The sequence below is a fragment of the Paenibacillus sp. J22FR5 genome (genome assembly GCF_059691975.1).
Genome location: NZ_JCAUAN010000012.1, coordinates 145,067 through 164,666, shown reverse-complemented (window position 1 = coordinate 164,666; position 19,600 = coordinate 145,067). Strand labels below are relative to the sequence as shown.

The 19,600-nt window shown below is 45.9% G+C and carries 19 protein-coding genes, 1 rRNA gene and 1 other RNA gene; 1 reads left to right on the top strand and 20 read right to left on the bottom strand.

What is annotated here, in order from left to right; genetic code table 11:
* The 17 genes from AC58P7_RS17520 to rpoE form a co-directional block, all read right to left on the bottom strand.
* Nucleotides 1–64 (bottom strand): 16S ribosomal RNA (locus tag AC58P7_RS17520); the annotation flags it as partial.
* Nucleotides 65–380: 316 nt separating this feature from the next.
* Entirely contained in the window at nucleotides 381–602 is a 222-nt protein-coding gene (locus AC58P7_RS17515) for a pro-sigmaK processing inhibitor BofA family protein (protein WP_497345013.1), read from the bottom strand.
* A 51-nt stretch (nucleotides 603–653) separates the two neighbouring features.
* Entirely contained in the window at nucleotides 654–938 is a 285-nt protein-coding gene (locus tag AC58P7_RS17510) for a DUF2508 family protein (RefSeq protein WP_497345011.1), read from the bottom strand.
* 145 nt (nucleotides 939–1,083) lie between these two features.
* The gene (recR, locus tag AC58P7_RS17505; RefSeq protein ID WP_056621953.1) at nucleotides 1,084–1,680 is read right to left on the bottom strand and encodes a recombination mediator RecR; all 597 of its coding nucleotides are present in this window, start codon (nucleotides 1,678–1,680) and stop codon (nucleotides 1,084–1,086) included.
* Between the two features lie 45 nt (nucleotides 1,681–1,725).
* Nucleotides 1,726–2,037: a YbaB/EbfC family nucleoid-associated protein gene (locus AC58P7_RS17500; RefSeq protein WP_310501899.1), complete on the bottom strand. Its 312-nt coding sequence runs from the start codon at nucleotides 2,035–2,037 to the stop codon at nucleotides 1,726–1,728.
* Between the two features lie 20 nt (nucleotides 2,038–2,057).
* Nucleotides 2,058–3,800 carry a DNA polymerase III subunit gamma/tau gene (gene dnaX / locus AC58P7_RS17495; RefSeq protein ID WP_497345009.1) on the bottom strand — a complete coding sequence of 581 codons (1,743 nt, stop codon included), beginning with the start codon at nucleotides 3,798–3,800 and terminating at the stop codon, nucleotides 2,058–2,060.
* A 77-nt stretch (nucleotides 3,801–3,877) separates the two neighbouring features.
* Complete coding sequence (locus AC58P7_RS17490) at nucleotides 3,878–5,314, bottom strand: ATP-binding protein (RefSeq protein ID WP_497345007.1); 1,437 nt, start codon at nucleotides 5,312–5,314, stop codon at nucleotides 3,878–3,880.
* 171 nt (nucleotides 5,315–5,485) lie between these two features.
* An RNA gene (gene ffs, locus AC58P7_RS17485) (signal recognition particle sRNA large type) lies at nucleotides 5,486–5,749 on the bottom strand.
* Nucleotides 5,750–5,823: 74 nt separating this feature from the next.
* Nucleotides 5,824–6,222 carry a hypothetical protein gene (locus AC58P7_RS17480; RefSeq protein WP_497345005.1) on the bottom strand — a complete coding sequence of 133 codons (399 nt, stop codon included), beginning with the start codon at nucleotides 6,220–6,222 and terminating at the stop codon, nucleotides 5,824–5,826.
* A 91-nt stretch (nucleotides 6,223–6,313) separates the two neighbouring features.
* Nucleotides 6,314–6,511: a 50S ribosomal protein L31 gene (gene rpmE, locus AC58P7_RS17475; RefSeq protein WP_056621960.1), complete on the bottom strand. Its 198-nt coding sequence runs from the start codon at nucleotides 6,509–6,511 to the stop codon at nucleotides 6,314–6,316.
* 129 nt (nucleotides 6,512–6,640) lie between these two features.
* Nucleotides 6,641–7,915: a radical SAM family protein gene (locus AC58P7_RS17470; RefSeq protein WP_497345003.1), complete on the bottom strand. Its 1,275-nt coding sequence runs from the start codon at nucleotides 7,913–7,915 to the stop codon at nucleotides 6,641–6,643.
* A 26-nt stretch (nucleotides 7,916–7,941) separates the two neighbouring features.
* Nucleotides 7,942–9,240 (bottom strand): transcription termination factor Rho, encoded by a 1,299-nt coding sequence (gene rho / locus AC58P7_RS17465; protein ID WP_497345001.1) that lies wholly within the window; start codon nucleotides 9,238–9,240, stop codon nucleotides 7,942–7,944.
* A 62-nt stretch (nucleotides 9,241–9,302) separates the two neighbouring features.
* Nucleotides 9,303–10,562: a UDP-N-acetylglucosamine 1-carboxyvinyltransferase gene (gene murA / locus AC58P7_RS17460; RefSeq protein WP_497345023.1), complete on the bottom strand. Its 1,260-nt coding sequence runs from the start codon at nucleotides 10,560–10,562 to the stop codon at nucleotides 9,303–9,305.
* 315 nt (nucleotides 10,563–10,877) lie between these two features.
* Nucleotides 10,878–11,732: a class II fructose-1,6-bisphosphate aldolase gene (gene fba, locus AC58P7_RS17455; RefSeq protein WP_056831204.1), complete on the bottom strand. Its 855-nt coding sequence runs from the start codon at nucleotides 11,730–11,732 to the stop codon at nucleotides 10,878–10,880.
* 132 nt (nucleotides 11,733–11,864) lie between these two features.
* The gene (locus tag AC58P7_RS17450; RefSeq protein WP_497344999.1) at nucleotides 11,865–12,257 is read right to left on the bottom strand and encodes a response regulator; all 393 of its coding nucleotides are present in this window, start codon (nucleotides 12,255–12,257) and stop codon (nucleotides 11,865–11,867) included.
* A 160-nt stretch (nucleotides 12,258–12,417) separates the two neighbouring features.
* Nucleotides 12,418–14,019, bottom strand: coding sequence for a CTP synthase (gene pyrG, locus AC58P7_RS17445; protein WP_497344997.1), 1,602 nt, complete (start codon nucleotides 14,017–14,019; stop codon nucleotides 12,418–12,420).
* A 349-nt stretch (nucleotides 14,020–14,368) separates the two neighbouring features.
* The gene (gene rpoE, locus AC58P7_RS17440) at nucleotides 14,369–14,956 is read right to left on the bottom strand and encodes a DNA-directed RNA polymerase subunit delta (protein WP_497344995.1); all 588 of its coding nucleotides are present in this window, start codon (nucleotides 14,954–14,956) and stop codon (nucleotides 14,369–14,371) included.
* Between the two features lie 522 nt (nucleotides 14,957–15,478).
* On the opposite strand from rpoE, the gene AC58P7_RS17435 reads away from it, so the two are divergent.
* On the top strand, nucleotides 15,479–16,645 hold the full coding sequence (locus AC58P7_RS17435) for a S8 family peptidase (RefSeq protein WP_497344993.1): 1,167 nt from the start codon (nucleotides 15,479–15,481) through the stop codon (nucleotides 16,643–16,645).
* Between the two features lie 126 nt (nucleotides 16,646–16,771).
* Here the strand turns inward: AC58P7_RS17435 and argS are convergent, their stop codons facing one another.
* From argS to AC58P7_RS17420, 3 genes are all read right to left on the bottom strand, one after another.
* Nucleotides 16,772–18,445: an arginine--tRNA ligase gene (gene argS / locus AC58P7_RS17430; RefSeq protein ID WP_497344991.1), complete on the bottom strand. Its 1,674-nt coding sequence runs from the start codon at nucleotides 18,443–18,445 to the stop codon at nucleotides 16,772–16,774.
* A gap of 5 nt (nucleotides 18,446–18,450) precedes the next feature.
* Nucleotides 18,451–18,861 carry a YwiB family protein gene (locus AC58P7_RS17425; protein ID WP_497344989.1) on the bottom strand — a complete coding sequence of 137 codons (411 nt, stop codon included), beginning with the start codon at nucleotides 18,859–18,861 and terminating at the stop codon, nucleotides 18,451–18,453.
* Nucleotides 18,862–19,066: 205 nt separating this feature from the next.
* Nucleotides 19,067–19,570 (bottom strand): DinB family protein, encoded by a 504-nt coding sequence (locus tag AC58P7_RS17420; RefSeq protein WP_497344987.1) that lies wholly within the window; start codon nucleotides 19,568–19,570, stop codon nucleotides 19,067–19,069.
* Nucleotides 19,571–19,600: the final 30 nt, after the last annotated feature.

Below are 19,600 nucleotides of genomic sequence, written 5' to 3'. Positions count from 1 at the left end.
CGACTTGCATGTATTAGGCACGCCGCCAGCGTTCGTCCTGAGCCAGGATCAAACTCTCCATAATAGTGGACAATTGCTTGTCCGTATATCTGAAAGCTTAATTGCTCATTTACGTTGCTAGCGAGATTTTGCAATCTCTTTTTTGAACGATTTCTCGTTCGTCCTTACTCACTCGTTGTTCAGTTTTCAAAGATCAATTGGCTTGTCTTCCCTGCTCTCTCTCGAAAGCCGGAACATCAATATACCATAGTTACTTTTGTTTTGCAACTTCTTTTTCTTAAGTTACTTTTGTATTTCCGCATGTCTCAGCGGCAACTTTTATAAGATAACACAGATGCCGCAGTCGAGTCAACCCAATTGCAGATGTATTATATTTACATTTAGAGTAAGGCTAATTTCACACCGAGCAAGAGTATCACACCAGGGATCCCCAAAACAGTTGCCGTCCCCAAGGTTGCCGTATTAATGGGTAGATCTACATGCGTATAGGAACTCAACAAATTCAATATGTATAGAAGAAAAGCTGCAACTACCACATTTAAGCCCAGAGAAGCTACTAGTCTGCTACCGCTACGGCTTCGAAATACAATCAACACTAACATGAGAGAGGAGAGTATCAGCACCCCCCAAATGGCATATTTGAGTATCACGTTTTACACCTCCATTAATCGATCGCTGTCAATCAGGCTTATCCCTAGTTTCTTAGCTTGTTTGATAAGCATTTCAAATCTCTTCTCCGCTGCTTCCATCGCGTAGATCGTATAGTCGATTTGATCCTTGTCCAATGCAAAATCAAAGTGAGCTTGTGCCGCGACCCAAGTCTGATGCGCAGTTCGTATCTCCTGAATCAACATGATCTTGTCCTGTTTCAGTTCTTCTTGAATAGTCTTCGCTCGCGGACTCTTAAATCCACGCATGCCTAATAGAGCCGGTTTCATAGGCAAACCTCCATTCCTCCCACAATTGGGTTGATCTATACATATGGGGATCATGGAGTTTTCAGAACTGCTACCGCTCTTTTTATTTATCAGAAATGGGTGAACAAAAAAAGAGAGCTCCTCAGCTCTCCTTAACAGGTATGTTTTATAATTCCCTGCGACCTTCCATTGCCTTGGACAAGGTTACCTCATCCGCATATTCCAAATCTCCACCGACTGGGAGGCCATGCGCAATCCGCGTGACACGCAACCCAAACGGTTTGATCAGTCTAGATAAGTACATCGCTGTGGCTTCGCCCTCAATGTTCGGATTCGTGGCCAAAATCAATTCCTGCACCGTCTCGTCACCCAAACGTTTGAGTAATTCAGCGATATGAATTTGATCAGGACCAATGCCCTCCATCGGGGAAATTGCCCCATGCAGCACATGATAATAGCCTTCAAATTCTTTGGTGCGCTCTAGCGCAACCAAGTCCTTTGGCTCCTGTACCACACAGATGACGGAATTATCACGGCTTTTATCCTGACAAATACGACAAGGATCCACATCCGTGATATTGCAGCAAACGGAGCAATAATGCAGGTTCCGCTTTACATTAACAAGCGACTTCGCGAAGTCGATCACGTCCTCTTCTTTCATTCGAAGCACGTGAAAGGCTAAGCGGCCCGCTGTCTTGGGACCTACGCCCGGCAATCGGGAGAAGGCATCGATTAATTTGGCTATCGGTTCGGGGTAATACAAAGGAAGTACTCCTTCATGGTACAGAATCGTTGGGTCTTCGTTGTCTTAGAACAAACCAGGGATATTCATACCGCCTGTGAATTTACCCATATCTTTGTTAGCGATTTCTTCCGCTTTGGACATAGCATCATTAACAGCTGTTAGTACGAGATCTTGCAGCATTTCAACATCCTCTGGATCAACCGCTTCAGGTTTAATCGTGATGCTTTGTACTTTCTTGTGCCCGTTAATGATACAAGTTACCACACCGCCACCAGCTGTTCCTTCGATCATTTTGGTTCCTAGTTCTTCTTGTGCCTTCATCATTTGCTCTTGCATTTTCTTCACTTGCTTCATCATTTGGTTCATGTTATTCATAATAGGTCGCTCCCTTGTATTTAGTCTTCTTTAATTGTTACTAGATCTTCGCCAAACAATTGGATGGCTTCAGAAATCCATTCTTCTTTGACCGCGTTTCCGCGACCATCCTCAGCCACTAGTTCCATCTCTTCAGGCGGGGCGTGCGTTGCTTCACTCTTCGCATCATCCCATTCCTTACGCATCAAGGTCAACAAACGCATCGGTTTACCAAAAACAGAAGAAAGAACTTGTTCGATGATGACTTTATTCTCTGGTTTTTCCGTTGTATTGCGATGCATATCATTCTTGAAAGCAACAAGCACAACATCATCTAGCATCGCTACCAGATCACCATTTACAAACCAAGCATGAACGGTAATTTTCTTCTCTTTAACATCACCTAGCACTTGACTCCACTTCATCAGCGCGTTCTTCGTCTCTGGACTTTCGGAAGCCTTCAAATAAGGATCCAGTTTAAGCCCCGATTTCTTAGATGGTGCCGAGGCAACAACTTTCGCCGCAGGCGCTTGCTTAGCACTATCTCCTGAAGCGACTGTCACTCCCGATTTTACCAGTACTGCTAGCTGATCTTCAAGTTGTTTCATTCTTTGGGTCATCTGAGCGAAAAGATCACCTTGCGGTGCGCGCCCTCCAGCTTCCTCCAAAGAACGAACAACCGAACTACCTTCAGTCCCACGATGGCCACCGCTGATTTTCATAACGGCAATTTCAAGCAAGGTCTGCGGCTGTACCGAGTATTTCATCTCACTCTGATAGTGGTTCAGCGTCTCAATCATACTCATCATTTCACTTGGCGTGAAGTGATTCGCAATCTCCTTAAGCTCTACCATATCAAATACGCGCTCGGCAATCACAGGTGAATTCGGCACCATGCGCACCATCAGCAAATCACGGAAGTAGTGAATCAAATTCTCGATACACTTGTCTGCACTTTTCCCTTCTTGCATGAAGGTATCAATCAGTTCTAGTGCGGCACCAAGATTCTGTTCTTTAATATTGGTGACGAGTTTCTTAAATTGATCGGAAGCGATGCCGCCTGTAATTGACAAGATATCTGCGAGCTGAATCTCTCCCGTCGCAAATGACGCAGCCTGATCCAGCAGACTTAAGGCATCCCGCATCCCACCATCGGATAGTCTTGCTATATAGTGAAGAGCTTCCTTATCAATAGAAATTCGCTCTTGATCACAAACATACTGTAGACGCCCCACCTCATCTTCCATGGAAACGCGACGGAAGTCGAAGCGTTGACAGCGGGAAATAATTGTTGCGGGAATTTTATGAGGCTCTGTTGTCGCCAAAATAAACATTACGTGCGCTGGCGGCTCTTCCAGTGTCTTCAATAAGGCATTGAATGCTTCTGTCGTAAGCATATGCACTTCATCGATAATGTACACTTTCTGCCTTACTTCGGTCGGAGCATATTTGACTTTATCCCGAATATCCCGAATCTCTTCAACACCGCGATTGGAAGCTGCATCGATCTCTACAACGTCCATCACAACGCCTTCCGTGATACGCTCACAGGCAGAGCATTGGTTGCACGGCTCTTCGGAGGGGCCGTTTAAGCAATTGATAGCTTTGGCTAATATTTTGGCCGTACTTGTTTTACCCGTTCCACGGGGCCCGTTAAACAAATAAGCATGAGTTAGGCGATTTTCCCGTAAAGAATTCTGCAGTGTTTGTGTGATATGCCTCTGTCCGACAACATCTTGAAACGTCTGCGATCTCCACGTACGATACAAAGCAATGTGTGCCATAGTGTTCCTCTCCAATAATCCTGCGTGGATTGACTGAATCCATTATACTATAACGCTCCGAGGGATGAAATAGAGGATCATGTATAGGGAATCGTTATCGTGAATGTCGTCCCATAGCCTTTGGAGGCTACACGAATCGTCCCTCCCATATCATGAATAATTCTTTGACATACAGAGAGCCCGAGTCCAGTACCTGTATCCTTCGTTGTAAAGAAGGGGTCAAATATTTTATCAACGACGAACATCGGGATTCCTGAGCCTGTGTCATGAATATCCACACACACATTACGTTCAATCGTGTCCACTCGTTCCAAAATCGTCAAAACCCCACCGTCGGGCATGGCTTCAATCCCATTTTTGCATACATTCAAGAACACCTGCTTCAGTAGCTCATTATCCGCAATCACTTCAGGGACGTGGGCCGAAGCCTCATAATGGAGTTGAACATTATAGAGGATCGCCTCACTTTGTATAATCGGCACCATGCCACGCAATACATCCGTCACATAAATACGCTCATAGGACACATGTTTGGGCTTACTCAGCATCAGAAACTCATTCACCAATGCATTAATCCGATCAATTTCTCCCAGCATCACATCCGTGAAGTTTTGCTCTTTACCCATACCACGATCACCGAACGTGCGCCGCAACATCTGCAAGAAGCCTTTGATGGATGTTAACGGATTACGTATCTCATGCGCCGTCCCTGCGGCAATTTGCCCAATCATCGCTAGACGATCACTCCGCCAGACCATTTGTTCCAGTGAGCGCATATTCGTGACATCCTTGAAAATCACATAAGCCCCCACGATACTCCCTTGACTATCTTTTAGCACGCTAGAGTCAAGCAAAAGTTCAAACCGTTCTTGATTATTCGTCCATGAAACAGCATGATTGCGCACAATGGCTCCATTTAAAATCGTTCGCTGCACAAGCTGATGCTGACTGGGAACTGTAGCAAAAATCTCATCCAGCGATTTATTGAGAATATGTTCTCTCTCCATGGCAAGCATTTGGCAGGCACGATCACTGACGTCGGCAAGTCGATAATCCATATTAATTAATAAAACACCTAAATTGATATCCTTCAAAAAGGCATCTGAAAAGCGTTGCAGCAAATTTAATCCTTTGCCTTCTTCTTTATTTCTCAAAGACAACAGATATATGAATTTATTCCCATGCTGAAGCCGTAGCATCGAGAATTGAAAGTAGACCATCTCACCATTTTTCCCTTTTAAAAAGCCGTGTGGCCACTCACCTACATCCATTTCATTCCTAAAATGAAACTCGTACAACTCACGCAAAGAAGCCCTCACATTAAAAAATTGAGGGAACGCAACACCAGCGATTTCATCCGCCGAATAACCTGAAACCTTTAACACCTGATCCGTCGCTTGGATAAGTTTCTCATCTTCATCCACCATTAACATACCTGTTTGTATACTATGGTTGAATAACTTTCTTAGATCATCTATGGATACCGAGTACATTTGAGGCTCATGAATGGGCATGTCAACAGCTCCTTCACTTTCTCTTATTAAACATCGTGCGGTATCAGCGCGTATATAAGTTTGTATAAAGATTCTCTCTAAAGTCATATTTTCCCTGCAATGAGTAAAATAAAAAACGCCATGATCATGGCGTTTTGGGTTATGTGTTCATTCATATACGTTATGATAACACCGTGCACCTGTTATTGATAAAGTGATACAAGCGAACTCTTATCGTTGGCTCAAATCAGGCAACCCCTCGGCACATGGAACATCTCACTTACGGCTGCTTCCTTCCAGACCTGACCGGGTTCATGAGCATCCATTGCGAAGGACCCAACTCTCAACACCACGTGTAAGAGCCAGACCTCACATCACAGTACCGCTAACAGGAATTCAACCTCGCTACAGCGGATTGCGAGTTACAGGGCACCGCTACCTCCCCGTCTAGCACAGTAAAAATAGTATAGCTGATTCACTGCCAAATAGCAACCTGAGGGGAAAATCTACCTGTTAACTTCACTACACACTTAGCGATCCATTCTTACATGTATTTTATAACGCGGCATATTCGTTTCTAATGCCATTTGAGCTTGTGACCGCAGTTCCTCTACTTGGGCCGCTGTCAAAGAAGCTTGTGGTTTAATTTTCACGTTGGCTGAAGGTCCATTGATTGCGATATTGGTTTTCTCTATGCCTGACAGCTGAGCAAGCACAGCCTTCATCAGATTCGTATCATCCTCGTAATGATGATAGGTCGGGTTCATTGGATTGTTCGGATTCACACTCGTAATTCCTAGCATGCCATCCTGTTTATAATTCTGCACTTTAGTTGTATCCGATTTGTTGTTACCCGACCACATGCCACAACCTACTATGCTTGCGAGAAGGATAACAGCCCCCGTAAACTTAACTAAACCCTTGAACATAAAAACACCTCCCATTGGACTCTAAGCCTAAGCTTAGGATGACCAAGGGAGGATGTCTTATGCTGATTGGCGATCAAGCAAATGATGCCAATTAGATTCCGTATTTCTTTTTGAACTTGTCGACACGGCCGCCTACATCGATAAACTTTTGTTTACCCGTGTAGAAAGGATGGCAATTGGAGCAAATCTCAACACGAAGATTTGGCTTGATTGAACCCGTTTCGAACACATTACCACAAGCGCAAGTCACTGTGGTTGCATGATAAGTAGGATGAATTCCTGCTTTCATTTGGTTCACCTCTTTCCGCCCTGAATCATTTGCTGAAACAGAGTTAATGGACGTACTATTGTATTGTAGCATACTCACAAGTCTGGATGCAACGGAAATCGACCGGTTAAACCTTCCATCAAGGAGTGTTTATAGCACCGTCGTAAGCGCACGATCACTCATGTAAAACTTCGGTGTATGGGAGTAAGATCCGATCACCACATCCGGCAATTCTTGCTCGAAAATCTCGATCATTTGTTTCATCCCCAGCAGTTCACCCTGAGCCTTAGGGATAATGCTTAAATAGCTCTCGGGATCAATATTAAGGTTGCGCAATTGGATCAATTTCAATCCCGTTCTACGGACAAATTCAATCATCGCTTCAATCTCTTCTTCTCGATCGGTAACACCAGGGAATACGAGATAGTTAATCGATGTGATGACACCTTTATCCGTCGCATAACGGAGTGATTTCTCTACATTTTTGAGCGTGTACGCTCTTGGCTTGTAATAAGCATTGTAGTGATCATCTAGGGCGCTGATCGTACTTACACGCATCAGATCAAGTCCGGCGTCGACGATACCGCGAATATGGTCCGTAAGGCCCGCATTCGTATTGATATTGATGTAGCCCATCTTCGTATGCTCACGCACTCGCTTGATGGCATCAATAATAATAACTGCCTGCGTACTCGGTTCCCCTTCGCAGCCCTGTCCGAAGGAGATGATACTCTCCGGCGTCTTCAGATGCTCAAGCATAATCTCTGTAATCTCTTCGACCTTCGGTTTGAAGTTCATCCGCGTTTGCGGAGCAACAAACCCACTCTCATCTGGCTGCTCGGAGATGCATCCGAAGCATCCTGCATTGCAGGAGTACGAAACCGGGACAGCCCCTTCCCAGCGTTGCAAAAATGTGTTCGAAGCAGTCAAGCATTCGTAGCCAAGCGCACAGTTGGATAAATGGGCGTACAAGCGGTTCTCCGGATACTTGGCAACCAATCGTTTCACTTCCACCTCAAGCTCATCTGGGTCACAATGAATCGGATTCCAGAAGTATGGATTATCTGTAAGCCGCGCGGCTACGTAGAAGCCGTCTTCTTTCCACACGACAGCCGTGTAACCAAACAAAGGCAGTGCCTTCGTTTTATCGGATTTCACATACCCAGGGAGAAGAAGTCTCGTGAAGCCTTGCGGGAGCAACGCTCCGACAGCATGATAATCCCCCTCAACCAGCTTCATCTCGCCCGTTGCAGCATCAATGCCGACTGGACGAGTGAAAGGAAGGCTAACGAGTGTCGATCCCTCAGGAAGAGGGATCAGTTCTTCATCTAATATTTCGGTAATCATCTCTGCATTCCGGCCCAGGGCCAAGAAATCGGGATGATCAAATACATTTCCTTGTGAGTCTGAATAGACCAAGTTCATAACGGTACTCCTCTTTGTACTAAAGCTTAAGATGCTGAGTTTTTGACTTTCCCTTTGTTAGCTACTGATGGAGATCCAGCAGATGGGGACGCCAGGGAGTCCAAAAACTCTTGATTCGTCTTCGTGTCCGCAAGCTTCTTAATGAAGGCTTCGGTGTACTCGTGCGAATCGTTCATGCCTTTGCGCAGTGCCCATACTTTCTCAAGCTCATCTTTGCTAAGAAGTGCTTCCTCACGACGAGTTCCTGATCGACGGATGTCGATCGCAGGGAAAATACGACGTTCTGCCATTTTACGATCAAGGTGAAGCTCTAGATTGCCCGTCCCTTTAAATTCCTCATAAATGACATCATCCATACGTGAGCCAGTTTCGACGAGTGCTGTAGCTAGAATGGTTAAGCTGCCACCTTCTTCAATGTTACGAGCAGCTCCGAAAAAACGCTTAGGGCGATGAAATGCCGCGGGGTCAATACCACCGGATAAGGTCCGGCCAGTAGGCGGAACGACGAGGTTGTACGCTCTTGCTAAGCGCGTAATACTATCCAAAAGGATAACAACATCTTTTTTATGTTCAACTAGACGCATAGCGCGTTCTAAAACAAGTTCAGCAACTTTAATGTGATTCTCTGGAAGCTCATCGAACGTTGAAGCGACAACTTCGCCTTTGACCGAGCGCTGCATATCCGTAACTTCCTCGGGACGCTCATCGATCAAGAGAACGAATAGCTCAATGTCTGGATAATTCGTAGAGATACTATTCGCAATTTCTTTGAGCAACAACGTCTTACCCGCTTTAGGAGGCGCCACGACAAGACCACGCTGACCAAGACCTACAGGCGCAAGCAAGTCCATGATTCGCATGGAGATCTTGTTAGGCTCCGTCTCAAGTGTAATTCGCGTATCTGGGTAAAGAGGCGTCAATGCCGGGAAATGTAAACGTTCTGCAGCTGTCTCCGGCTTCTCACCGTTGACTGCTTCCACCTGAAGAAGCCCGAAGTAACGTTCATTTTCCTTCGGCGGACGGCATTTACCGGACACGATATCTCCTGAGCGCAGATCAAACTTCCGAATTTGAGAAGCTGAAATATAGATATCCTCTGAGCTGGGAAGATAGTTAATTGGACGTAAGAATCCAAACCCTTCCTGCAAAATTTCCAGAACACCTTGCATGAACATTAATCCGCTCTCTGCAGCTTGTGCACGTAAAATGGCAAAAATGAGTTCTTTTTTCTTCAGCGTACCGTAATATGGGATCTGATGTTTCTTAGCTAGTTTATATAATTCAGTAAGCTTGAGTACTTCAAGCTCAGCAAGCTGCATGCTCATGTTTCAACCACCAAACTATTAAATTTTCAATTGGATTCTAGCATTGCCTGTTGTATGGTACTTTATTCCTCGTTCTCGCGCCAAACTTCCGCACCTAGAGAAGATAGATTAAATACTAAATTCTCGTATCCGCGATCGATAAATTCCACGCCAGATACTTCAGTAACCCCGCCTGTCATAACGCTTAGGCCAGCGATGACCAGAGAAGCTCCTGCACGCAAATCTGTTGCTCTTACTTTCGCCGAGCTCAATTGTGAGCCCTCAATGATGGCAGAACGTCCTTCCACCTTCATCTTTGCGCCCATGCGTATAAGCTCTGGGATATGCTTAAAACGATTGCTATATACATGATCCGTTAATATACTCACACCTTTGGCTTGGCAAAGTAAGCTAGCCATAGGAGATTGCAGATCCGTTGCAAACCCTGGGTAAATTAATGCTTTCACATCTACGCTTTCATAAATGGGCTGACCTACAATGCGAATGGATTCATCCATTTCGTAGACATGCACACCCATCTCTTGCAGCTTTGCCGTAAGTGCCTCCAAATGCTTGGGAATCACATTATCTACCGTAACATCACCGCGCGTCGCTGCAGCAGCAATCATATACGTTCCTGCTTGAATGCGGTCTGGGATAATGGAATGACGGCAGCCATGGAGTTCAGATACCCCTTCGATACGAATAGTATCTGTACCAGCACCCTTAATTTTCGCACCCATCGAATTCAAAAGTGTTGCCACATCTATAATTTCAGGCTCTTTCGCCGCATTTTCAATTGTTGTTAACCCTTTAGCGCGTGAAGCCGCCAACATGATATTAATGGTTGCGCCAACACTTGCCATATCCAAATAAATCTTAGCCCCGCGCAGTTCCTTCGCACGAATATGAAGTGCTCCGTTTTCGTTGCTTACCACAGCGCCTAAAGCTTCAAACCCTTTAATATGCAAATCAATCGGACGCGGCTCAAAATTGCACCCGCCTGGAAGGCCAATCGTTGCCTCCCCAAATCTTCCCAATAGAGCCCCCATCAAATAATACGATGCCCGCAGTTTCTTCACTTTGCCATTCGGCATCGCAAGGGATTTCATTTGGCTTGGATCAATGGTCATCCGATCTTCGTTCCAATCGATCGTTGCGCCTAAATCAGTCAAAATTTCTGTATATATAGCCACATCACTTAAATGTGGAAGGTTATCCAACGTTACTGGTGTTTCTGCAAGTACTGCGGCAGGAATAAGTGCAATTGCACTATTCTTTGCTCCACTAATTTGAACAGTTCCCCGTAGTGGGCGTCCACCGACCACCATTAATTTCTCCAACATACTTCTCCCCCTAAACCAGGTGCCTTCTCACAAACGTTAATCAACAAATCCTATTCATTCCACAAGCATTCGACGAAAATCCACAAAATAAGGAAGTAAATAAATAAGCGCGAGGTAAAACAAACGACTTCGTCGTCCCATTGGGATGAACGCGTTTGTCAAGGTTGCTGCGAAGCAAAAGTATGTAGCTCATACTTTGTTATCAACAAATAGAAGAAGGAAACGCCCGTAATGACACAGACAGATGGCAACGATTGTCGACCATTCATCTGTGTATTACAGCATTTCCTACCCTGTCTATACAATTTGGAATTAAGCTTGGTTGCTGCTTCCGAACAATTGAATTTTGGATTTTACTACTTCGATCATAGCGTTACGAGCTGGGGTTAGATATTTACGAGGATCATAAATTTTAGCATCTTTGTTCAGAGCTGCGCGGATGTTCTCTGTGCATGCTACTTGATTCTCTGTGTTCACGTTAATTTTACCAACGCCTGCTGCGATGGATTTACGAATCATTTCGTCTGGAACACCAGATCCACCGTGCAAGACAACTGGAACTGGGATTGCTTTGGAAACTGCTTCGATAATATCAAAGTGAATGTTAGGCTCGCCAGCGTACATACCGTGTGCAGTACCTACTGCGATCGCCAAACAATCAACGCCTGTTTCTTCGTAGAAGCGGATTGCTTCTTCTGGTTTTGCTAGGTTAGCGTGCTCTTCATCAACGGAAATGTCATCCTCAACGCCACCAATTGTTCCAAGTTCACCCTCAACGGATACGCCCATTGCACGAGCAGCTTTAACAACTTCTTTCGTCAAACGAATGTTTTCTTCGAAAGAATAGTGGGAACCATCGAACATAACGGAGCTGAATCCTGCACGGATACACTTCATTGCTACTTCAAACGAACTACCATGGTCTAAGTGCAGCGCGATTGGAAGACCGGATTTCTTAGCTGCTGCTTCTGCAATAGCTACAGTAAACTCGATACCCATATATTTTAGTGCGCCTTCGCTAACACCATAAATGAACGGGGATTTTAGTTCGATTGCAGCTTCAACAATCGCTTGAGCGAACTCAAGATTGTTCATGTTAAATTGCCCTACCGCGAACTTGTTTGCTTTTGCCTTAGGTAAAAATTCATTCATTGAAACCAATGCCATGTTTCTCTTCCTCCTAGAACCTCTTTAGTAGATGCGCATACCGCTCTCTGTCATACCTGAGTTATTATAGCACATAACTTTTCAAATGATAACCAAGCCTTTACTTTTCCACAACAAAAAAAGACCCTATAACTAGGATCCTACGGCAAAACCACTGCTTGATTCATTATTTAATTGCATATTAACAGCCAATCGCAGTTCATCAATATCAAACGGCTTCGTAAAATGCATAATCGCACCTAGATCCGTTGCTTCTTTGATCATATCAAGTTCGCCATATGCCGTCATCATAATGACTTTGATAGACACATCAATTTCTTTGACATGTTTCAAAATATCAAGTCCGTCCATACCCGGAATTTTCATATCTAAAAGTATGAGATCAGGCGAAACATTTCTCACGATATCCAAGGCCAGCTTGCCATTGGAGGCTTGATAGGTGTCGTACCCTTCGTTACTGAACACTTCCATGAGGAGTACGCGAATTCCATTTTGATCATCCACTACCAACAATTTTTTCTTCATAGCCAAGTCCCCTCCCGAAAACGAATAACAAGTTCCAATCCTATGAGTCAAGGTATTCGCTATTCATTTTCGTTTTCCTTCCGAGAACGAGGAGCTTTTTGAAAAGTTTTACATAAAAGTTGATTATCAGGAGACGCCCCTCCTAATAACAACGTAAATTTTATCGAGAAATAGATTGTGCTGCTTTCACGAACTCACGGAAAAGCGGCTGAGGACGGTTCGGACGGGATGTAAATTCCGGGTGGAATTGAACAGCCAAGAACCATGGGTGACCAGGAAGTTCTACCATTTCAACCAAACGTCCATCTGGTGATGTACCTGAAATACGCAAGCCAGCGGATTCGATTAATTCACGATATTCGTTATTAAACTCATACCGGTGACGATGTCTCTCGTAAACAAGCTCATCGTTATACGTAGTTGCAGCCAGTGAGCCTGGAGCTAGCTTACAAGGGTATAGACCTAAACGCATAGTGCCGCCTAGATTCTCAATGTCCTTTTGCTCTGGCAATAGATCGATAACTGGATACGCCGTTGTAGGGTTAATTTCGGAGCTATTCGCGCCATCCAAACCGCAAACAGAACGTGCGTATTCGATAACAGCCACTTGCATACCCAAACAAATACCGAAGAAAGGAATCTCTTTCTCACGCGCATAACGAATTGCTGCTACTTTCCCTTCAATCCCGCGATCACCAAATCCGCCTGGCACCAGAATACCTTGCACGCCTGAGAGAAGTGAATGTACGTTATGATCATAGATATCTTCGGCATTGACCCAGCGGATATCAATTTCGGAATCGTTATCGATACCTGCGTGACCTAATGCTTCCACAATACTAAGGTAGGCATCATGAAGAGCAACATACTTACCTACGATTGCGATTTCAGTCTTCTTCGTCAAGGATTTCACTTTGCGAACGAGACTTTCCCATTCCTTCATATCCGGTTCATTCGTGTTAAGTTTCAAATGATTTACAACATAATCATCAAGACCTTGCTCACGAAGCATCATCGGTACTTCATAAAGGGTTTCTGCATCTTTACACTCAATAACTGCCGCTGGATCGATGTCACAGAACAAAGCTAGTTTACGCTTCATATCTTCTGTCAAAGAATGCTCCGTACGACATACGATCACATGCGGTTGAATGCCAAGGCCACGTAGTTCTTTAACGCTATGTTGCGTTGGTTTTGTTTTGACTTCGCCAGCTGCCTTGATATAAGGAATCAGCGTAACGTGAATGTACATGACGTTCTCGCGGCCGATATCATTTTTCATTTGACGAATCGCTTCCAGGAACGGCAAGCTCTCGATATCACCTACAGTGCCACCAATTTCCGTGATAACCACATCGGACCCAGCTTCACGACCTGCGCGAATAACACGCTCTTTAATTTCATTGGTAATGTGCGGGATAACCTGAACAGTGCCGCCAAGGTACTCGCCTCTGCGCTCTTTGGTAATAACGGAGGAGTAGACTTTACCTGATGTCACGTTCGAGCTTTTGGATAAGTTAATGTCGATAAAACGCTCATAATGGCCTAAATCCAAATCCGTTTCTGCACCATCATCGGTTACGAAAACTTCTCCGTGCTGGTAAGGACTCATTGTTCCTGGGTCCACGTTAATGTAGGGATCGAACTTCTGGATCGTAACTTTCAAACCTCTGTTCTTGAGCAGTCTTCCTAAGGAAGCTGCGGTAATTCCTTTGCCAAGGGATGAAACTACGCCTCCCGTAACGAAAATGTATTTTGTCACTATGTACGCCTCCTCTAAGTTTTCGCCAGAAAACTGGCTTCATAAGCTTCATTTTAGTATAAAACTGATCATATCCAACTGACTTCATAAGCATGAGCTAAAAGTTTTCGCAAGAAACCTGGCTCTGTAAGCAGAATGCTTTATGGTTTCGCCAGAACAAAGTTGTGTTAGCATTAGCTTCTGCTAAATAAGTGTTTTCATGAACAAAATGCAAAAAAACCGCTAAAAAAACAAAAAAAGTGACACCCGTAGTGACGGGGCACTTTTTGAACGCATGCGCGAATTGTTAAGATTCTTTTAAAGCCCATGCAATAGTTTACTCTGAACGCATAGTGACTGTCAAGACAAGTTATTTGTCGTCGTCATCGTCTTCCAAATCATCTTCTTCGTCCTCATCGGAGTCCGCATCCAAATCATCTTCTTCGTCCTCATCAGTGTCATCACTCTCTTCGATACCCGCTTCGCCGAGATCCTCTTCGATTTCTTCGTCTTCGAAGAATTCAGTATCCTCTTCCGCTTCTTCTTCCTCTTCGGTTTCGGTACCAAATGCATCATACTCGTCTTCTTCTGCGTATGTATCTTCTTCTTCCGCGTAGACGTCTTCGTCTAGATCATCATCTTCGTCGTTAATGATTCTAGGACGCTTCGCATTTCCAACCGCATCGTCGGATTTCTCAACAGGGTACCAACGTTTCAAGCCCCATAGGTTCGTTCCTACGCAAGCAAAACGTCCATCGATGTTGATTTCCGTATATAGTTGGGCAATCACTTGCATGACATTGTCTTCGGAAAGCCCTTTTATTTTAGCAATTTCAGCCATAAGTTCACGGTAATAAAACGGCGTATTCGCCGACTTCAGCAATTCGAACGCCAAATCCACCATGGGCATTTCGCGTGCTTGCTCTGTGGTGATTTTGAGTGTGTATTCGCTGCTCATCTAAGGCACATCCTTTTCGATCATTTCTTGACTACGTTATCTACCATAACCAATATCTTCATTAAGTAAAACCTATTTTTTCTAAAATTGCAACTACCCCCAATTAAACGGCTCCATCGTCCTCATAGGGACGAGTGCGTTTATCAAGAAATATAGCCTGTTTATTGTGAAACTAATAAAATCTATATTTTGAAATAAACGGCTGCTCCATCCCTCTTGGACGGGTACGTTTATCCATACATATAACCGAAAATAACCCATGAAATGGAATACAGGCGAAGGTCCCCCTTCGCCTGCGACTGTACCCAAAGGAACCGCCCGCTGATGAACAGCAGTCGTTTCCGCTACCTGAGAAAGAGACACTCCTGCCCGCGCCTCTCTATGTATCCTATGTTAAACCTACGCATCTGACACGGCTTTGCACCCATTTATTTCTATAAAGGCGATGACACGGTCAAGTGAGATGACCTGTACATAGGATAGGGGAGATATGATCATATGTTGTAACGGGGGGATGGCACGATGGATACAGCCACCTTTCTTCATCTGCTTCATGAAGATCTAGGTCTCACTAAACAACCAGCTAGAAAGCATCTCATCCATTTCGCCTCAGAGACGGACTACTTCGCTTGCAAATCAGAGCTCTTGCGAATGATGTCTGAACTCTCCAATCTTTCCAAGGTTCAGGCTTTAGACATTATTCATGCCTTCTCCTGCACGCTGTGTCCAGATACCAAATTGAAAAGCTTTTCCAGCACGACACGTATCGAGCTTGATACGAAATTAACTATAAATAAAGGTAAAGGCAGAAAAACCGTACCGAAGCGTGCCAGCATCTTATCCAGTTCACGTACGCGCACGATTCCTTGGGGGGTTGATCAAATCGGTGCACCTGAAATCTGGAACAAATCCGTCGGTCAAAATATTCACATCGGCGTCATTGATACCGGCATCGATTTCAATCATCCTGATTTGCGGAGCTCTATTTCTCGCGGCATTAACTTATTAAACCGCGGATTGATGCCCCACGACGATAATGGACATGGCACACACATCGCCGGCACGATCGCGGCGACTGGCCGTCAGTCCGGCATTGTTGGTGTAGCGCCTCGGGCGATTATTCATCCTGTTAAAGCTTTTGACCAAAATGGAAGCGCCTACGTCTCCGACATCATTGCCGGTATCGATTGGTGCGTCCAAAACGACCTCGATATTATTAATATGAGCTTCGGCATGAAGACGTACAATCCTACGTTGGAGCAAGCGGTTCTTAATGCCTACTACAGAGGAAAGGTTATCGTAGCCTCCTCTGGAAATGACGGTAGAAAGAAAACAATCGATTACCCTGCCCGGTTTTCCCAAGTTGTCTCCGTTGGGGCGACAACACGGACAGGTAAGATAGCTCCCTTCAGCAATCGCGGGGCCCAGATTGACATTTATGCACCAGGTGAGCGTGTGTATTCCGCTTGGATTGGCGGCAAGTATAACGAACTCAGCGGCACTTCGATGGCCACCGCGCATGTAAGCGGCGTTATTGCTTTAATGCTTTCGCTGCGGTCCATGTCGCCGCAGCAAATCAAGAGCGCGCTGCGCCGCTGCTCGCTCTCTTTGAACAAGCGCACGAACGCTCGCTGGCAGCCAGGGCAATTGAATGCCCAGCGAGCGATTCGCGCCGCGGGGCAGGAATAGATGGCGCCGAGGGATCGATCCCGTGGCGCCAGACAGCCCAAGCGCAGGAGGAGCCCTGCGCCTTGAAATGAAGAAGCTCCCCTTTTGACCAATGGTCAAGGGGAGCTTCTTCGTGCTGAGCGGGTGTTACATCCGCTCAGGGGCGGACACGCCAACCACGCGGAGCGTGTTGGCTAGGGTCGTACGGAGCGCGCCGAGCAAGGCGAGTCGCGCTTGGGTTAAAGCTGCGTCATCGGTGATGACGTAGTGCCCTCTATAGTAGCTATGGAACTGGCTCGCCAGTTCGTAGACATAGCGGATCAAGCGGTGCGGCGCGTACTGCTCAGCCGCAATGGCGATCTCTTCCGGAAGCTCGCCGATCTTGCGCAGCAAGTCGAACTCAGCTTCTGAAGTGAGCTGGGACAGGTCCACCTGTTCCAGTGGGAGCACCGCGATATTCTGCTCTTCCGCCTGGCGGAAGATGCTGCAAATCCGTGCATGAGCATATTGCACATAAAACACGGGATTCTCATTGGACTGGGAAACCGCCAAGTCCATATCAAAATCCAAATGCGAGTCCATACTCCGCATCGCGAAGAAATAACGAATCGGATCTACGCCGACTTCGTCCATCAGGTCTTCCATCGTAACGGCTTTGCCGGTACGTTTGGACATTTTGACCTTTTCGCCATTCTGAAATAAGCTCACCATTTGGGCAATCAGCACGACAAGTCGGTCTGCTTCAAAGCCAAGGGCCGTCATAGCCGCTTTCATCCGAGGGATGTAGCCATGGTGGTCGGCGCCCCAAATATTAATTAAGCGGTCGTAGCCGCGTCCGAATTTATTGCGGTGGTAAGCGATATCCGGCGTTAAGTAGGTAAAAGAGCCATCATTTTTGATCAATACACGGTTCTTGTCATCCCCAAGCGGCGTCGTATTCAACCAAGTTGCGCCCTCTTCTTCATAGATATGACCGTTATCCCGCAGCTCTTGAAGCACAGGCGGGATGAGGTTATCTTCATAGATCGACGTTTCGGAGAACCAGTGATCAAAATGAACACCGAAGCGGCCTAAGTCACGTTTGATTTTATCGAGCTCTTTCTCGAGTCCGTAGGTGCGGAAATAAGCACGACGCTCTTCATCCGACAAGCTAAGTAGACGATCGCCTTCAGCAGCTGCCAGCTCCGTTGCAAAGCCTTTGATATCTTCGCCAAAATAGCCATCCTCTGGCATTTCTGCCTCTTTTCCAAGTGCTTGCAAATAACGAGCTTCGATGGATTTGGCCAAGTTGATCACTTGATTACCCGCATCATTGATATAGTACTCACGCGATACGTCATAGCCCGCAAGATCCAAAACGTTACAGAGAACATCGCCTACTGCTGCGCCACGCGCATGTCCGAGGTGTAAAGAACCGGTCGGGTTCGCACTAACGAACTCAACTTGTACTTTAAGCCCTTGGCCTACGTTCGATTCCCCATATCGGTCACCAAGCTTCGCTACATCCGCAATGACCGGGTAGAGGTAGACATTATCCATTTTAAAATTAATAAAGCCTGGTCCCGCAATTTCCGCTTGGGAAATATTAGCCGCTGCCTTATCGAGATTCGCAATGACTTGCTCCGCGATCTGTCTAGGATTCACCTTCGCAATACGCGTCAGCTGCATCGCTACATTCGTCGCGAAGTCTCCGTGCGTCTTCTCTTTCGGCACTTCTAGAATAATTTCTGGCAGCTGCGCCTCAGGGACAATACCTGCCGCTAGAACAGCCTCTTTAATCGCTTGCTTCACTTTCGCTTTAACTTCGTTTAGTACATCCATTCGTCTTACTCCTCCTGAATTAACAACTTGATTCGATAGGCTCCCGCATGCGTGCCTGATGCATATAGATCATAGCTCCACCTCGTAATTCCGATTCCATGGATGGCCTCCGAGGTCAGCTTGTGCGTCTCAATTTCTAGTTCCATACGAAGCTGTGGTGTGTGATAAAAACCTGTCCGCTTCTCCCCAGGCACGAAGGTTTGCTCCGCTTGCACATCCCCTTGGCGAATAATACGGATCTGGTTCTCTTCGAGCTTAATGATCGTGACAGTCCGCCCTAGCTCGTTCGGTTCTTCTTCATAGCGGATGTAGGTTTGATCGCCTTTGCGATAGAGATCTCCCCGCGCCTTCTGCACTGTGGTTTCACTCCCGCTTCGACTCTCGATTCGAATCCGCACCCGCTGCTTGTCCGTCATGATTCGATTTTCCCCTCTTCTACGTCATCAGTTCTTGGCACCTTATGTCAAGTTAAGGCATGTTAGCTAATAGTTTATATTAAAGGATACGTAAATTCAATGCACTTGGGTGCTAGCAACGCTCGGAGCCCATTTCCGTGTTGGCAAAAGGATACGAAGAAGCCTCCTTATCCGTTACAAAACGGACTTGGAGGCTTCTAAAGTTTTATAATGCGGGGATTGGCATCCCTAGTGCTGCCCATTGCTCTTTGGCAGGACCGTATGCCCCGATAACAGGCAGACCTGCTTGCCGCATCAGGATTGTCAATTGACCACGATGATGAATTTCGTGCTTCAGGTAACTATATAGTGTCGTGCTGATGGTCCACGGCATACCGAACATGGTAACCACATCTTGCAGCTTCCCATCCGTCAGTTGCGTGTTAATCGCGTTAAGAATGTTCTGCGTAGTCGTCCGATACGCCTCCGCAATTGCTGCGGCTTGTGTAGGGGGCTGACTTCCAGCTGATGGCGCTTCGAATTTCAGACCCGTTCCGTACAGCATGCCACGATCGTTGTGAACGAGATGCCAAGCAATATAACCAAGTGGACGGTAGCCGTCAGCTTGATCTTGCTTTAGGGACTCATCCGTTAACGTGTTCAGCAGTTGTTGTGTCGTAGCGGATTCCGCTTGAAATTCTTTAATCAAACTATCAATGGTAGTAAACATATCGATAACCTCCTAAGGGGTGGTACAGGC

What these genes read in the sequence shown, in the direction of transcription:
- AC58P7_RS17510 (WP_497345011.1), bottom strand. Translation starts at nt 938, where the DNA reads ATGAAACCGGCTCTATTAGGCATGCGTGGATTTAAGAGTCCGCGAGCG.
- AC58P7_RS17470 (WP_497345003.1), bottom strand. Translation starts at nt 7,915, where the DNA reads ATGAACTTGGTCTATTCAGACTCACAAGGAAATGTATTTGATCATCCC.
- AC58P7_RS17450 (WP_497344999.1), bottom strand. Translation starts at nt 12,257, where the DNA reads ATGAAGAAAAAATTGTTGGTAGTGGATGATCAAAATGGAATTCGCGTA.
- argS (WP_497344991.1), bottom strand. Translation starts at nt 18,445, where the DNA reads ATGGATGTACTAAACGAAGTTAAAGCGAAAGTGAAGCAAGCGATTAAA.
- rho (WP_497345001.1), bottom strand. Translation starts at nt 9,240, where the DNA reads ATGAGCATGCAGCTTGCTGAGCTTGAAGTACTCAAGCTTACTGAATTA.
- AC58P7_RS17490 (WP_497345007.1), bottom strand. Translation starts at nt 5,314, where the DNA reads ATGCCCATTCATGAGCCTCAAATGTACTCGGTATCCATAGATGATCTA.
- rpmE (WP_056621960.1), bottom strand. Translation starts at nt 6,511, where the DNA reads ATGAAAGCAGGAATTCATCCTACTTATCATGCAACCACAGTGACTTGC.
- AC58P7_RS17420 (WP_497344987.1), bottom strand. Translation starts at nt 19,570, where the DNA reads ATGTTTACTACCATTGATAGTTTGATTAAAGAATTTCAAGCGGAATCC.
- AC58P7_RS17435 (WP_497344993.1), top strand. Translation starts at nt 15,479, where the DNA reads ATGGATACAGCCACCTTTCTTCATCTGCTTCATGAAGATCTAGGTCTC.
- rpoE (WP_497344995.1), bottom strand. Translation starts at nt 14,956, where the DNA reads ATGAGCAGCGAATACACACTCAAAATCACCACAGAGCAAGCACGCGAA.
- dnaX (WP_497345009.1), bottom strand. Translation starts at nt 3,800, where the DNA reads ATGGCACACATTGCTTTGTATCGTACGTGGAGATCGCAGACGTTTCAA.
- AC58P7_RS17515 (WP_497345013.1), bottom strand. Translation starts at nt 602, where the DNA reads ATGTTAGTGTTGATTGTATTTCGAAGCCGTAGCGGTAGCAGACTAGTA.
- AC58P7_RS17425 (WP_497344989.1), bottom strand. Translation starts at nt 18,861, where the DNA reads ATGACGGACAAGCAGCGGGTGCGGATTCGAATCGAGAGTCGAAGCGGG.
- fba (WP_056831204.1), bottom strand. Translation starts at nt 11,732, where the DNA reads ATGGCATTGGTTTCAATGAATGAATTTTTACCTAAGGCAAAAGCAAAC.
- AC58P7_RS17480 (WP_497345005.1), bottom strand. Translation starts at nt 6,222, where the DNA reads ATGTTCAAGGGTTTAGTTAAGTTTACGGGGGCTGTTATCCTTCTCGCA.
- AC58P7_RS17500 (WP_310501899.1), bottom strand. Translation starts at nt 2,037, where the DNA reads ATGAATAACATGAACCAAATGATGAAGCAAGTGAAGAAAATGCAAGAG.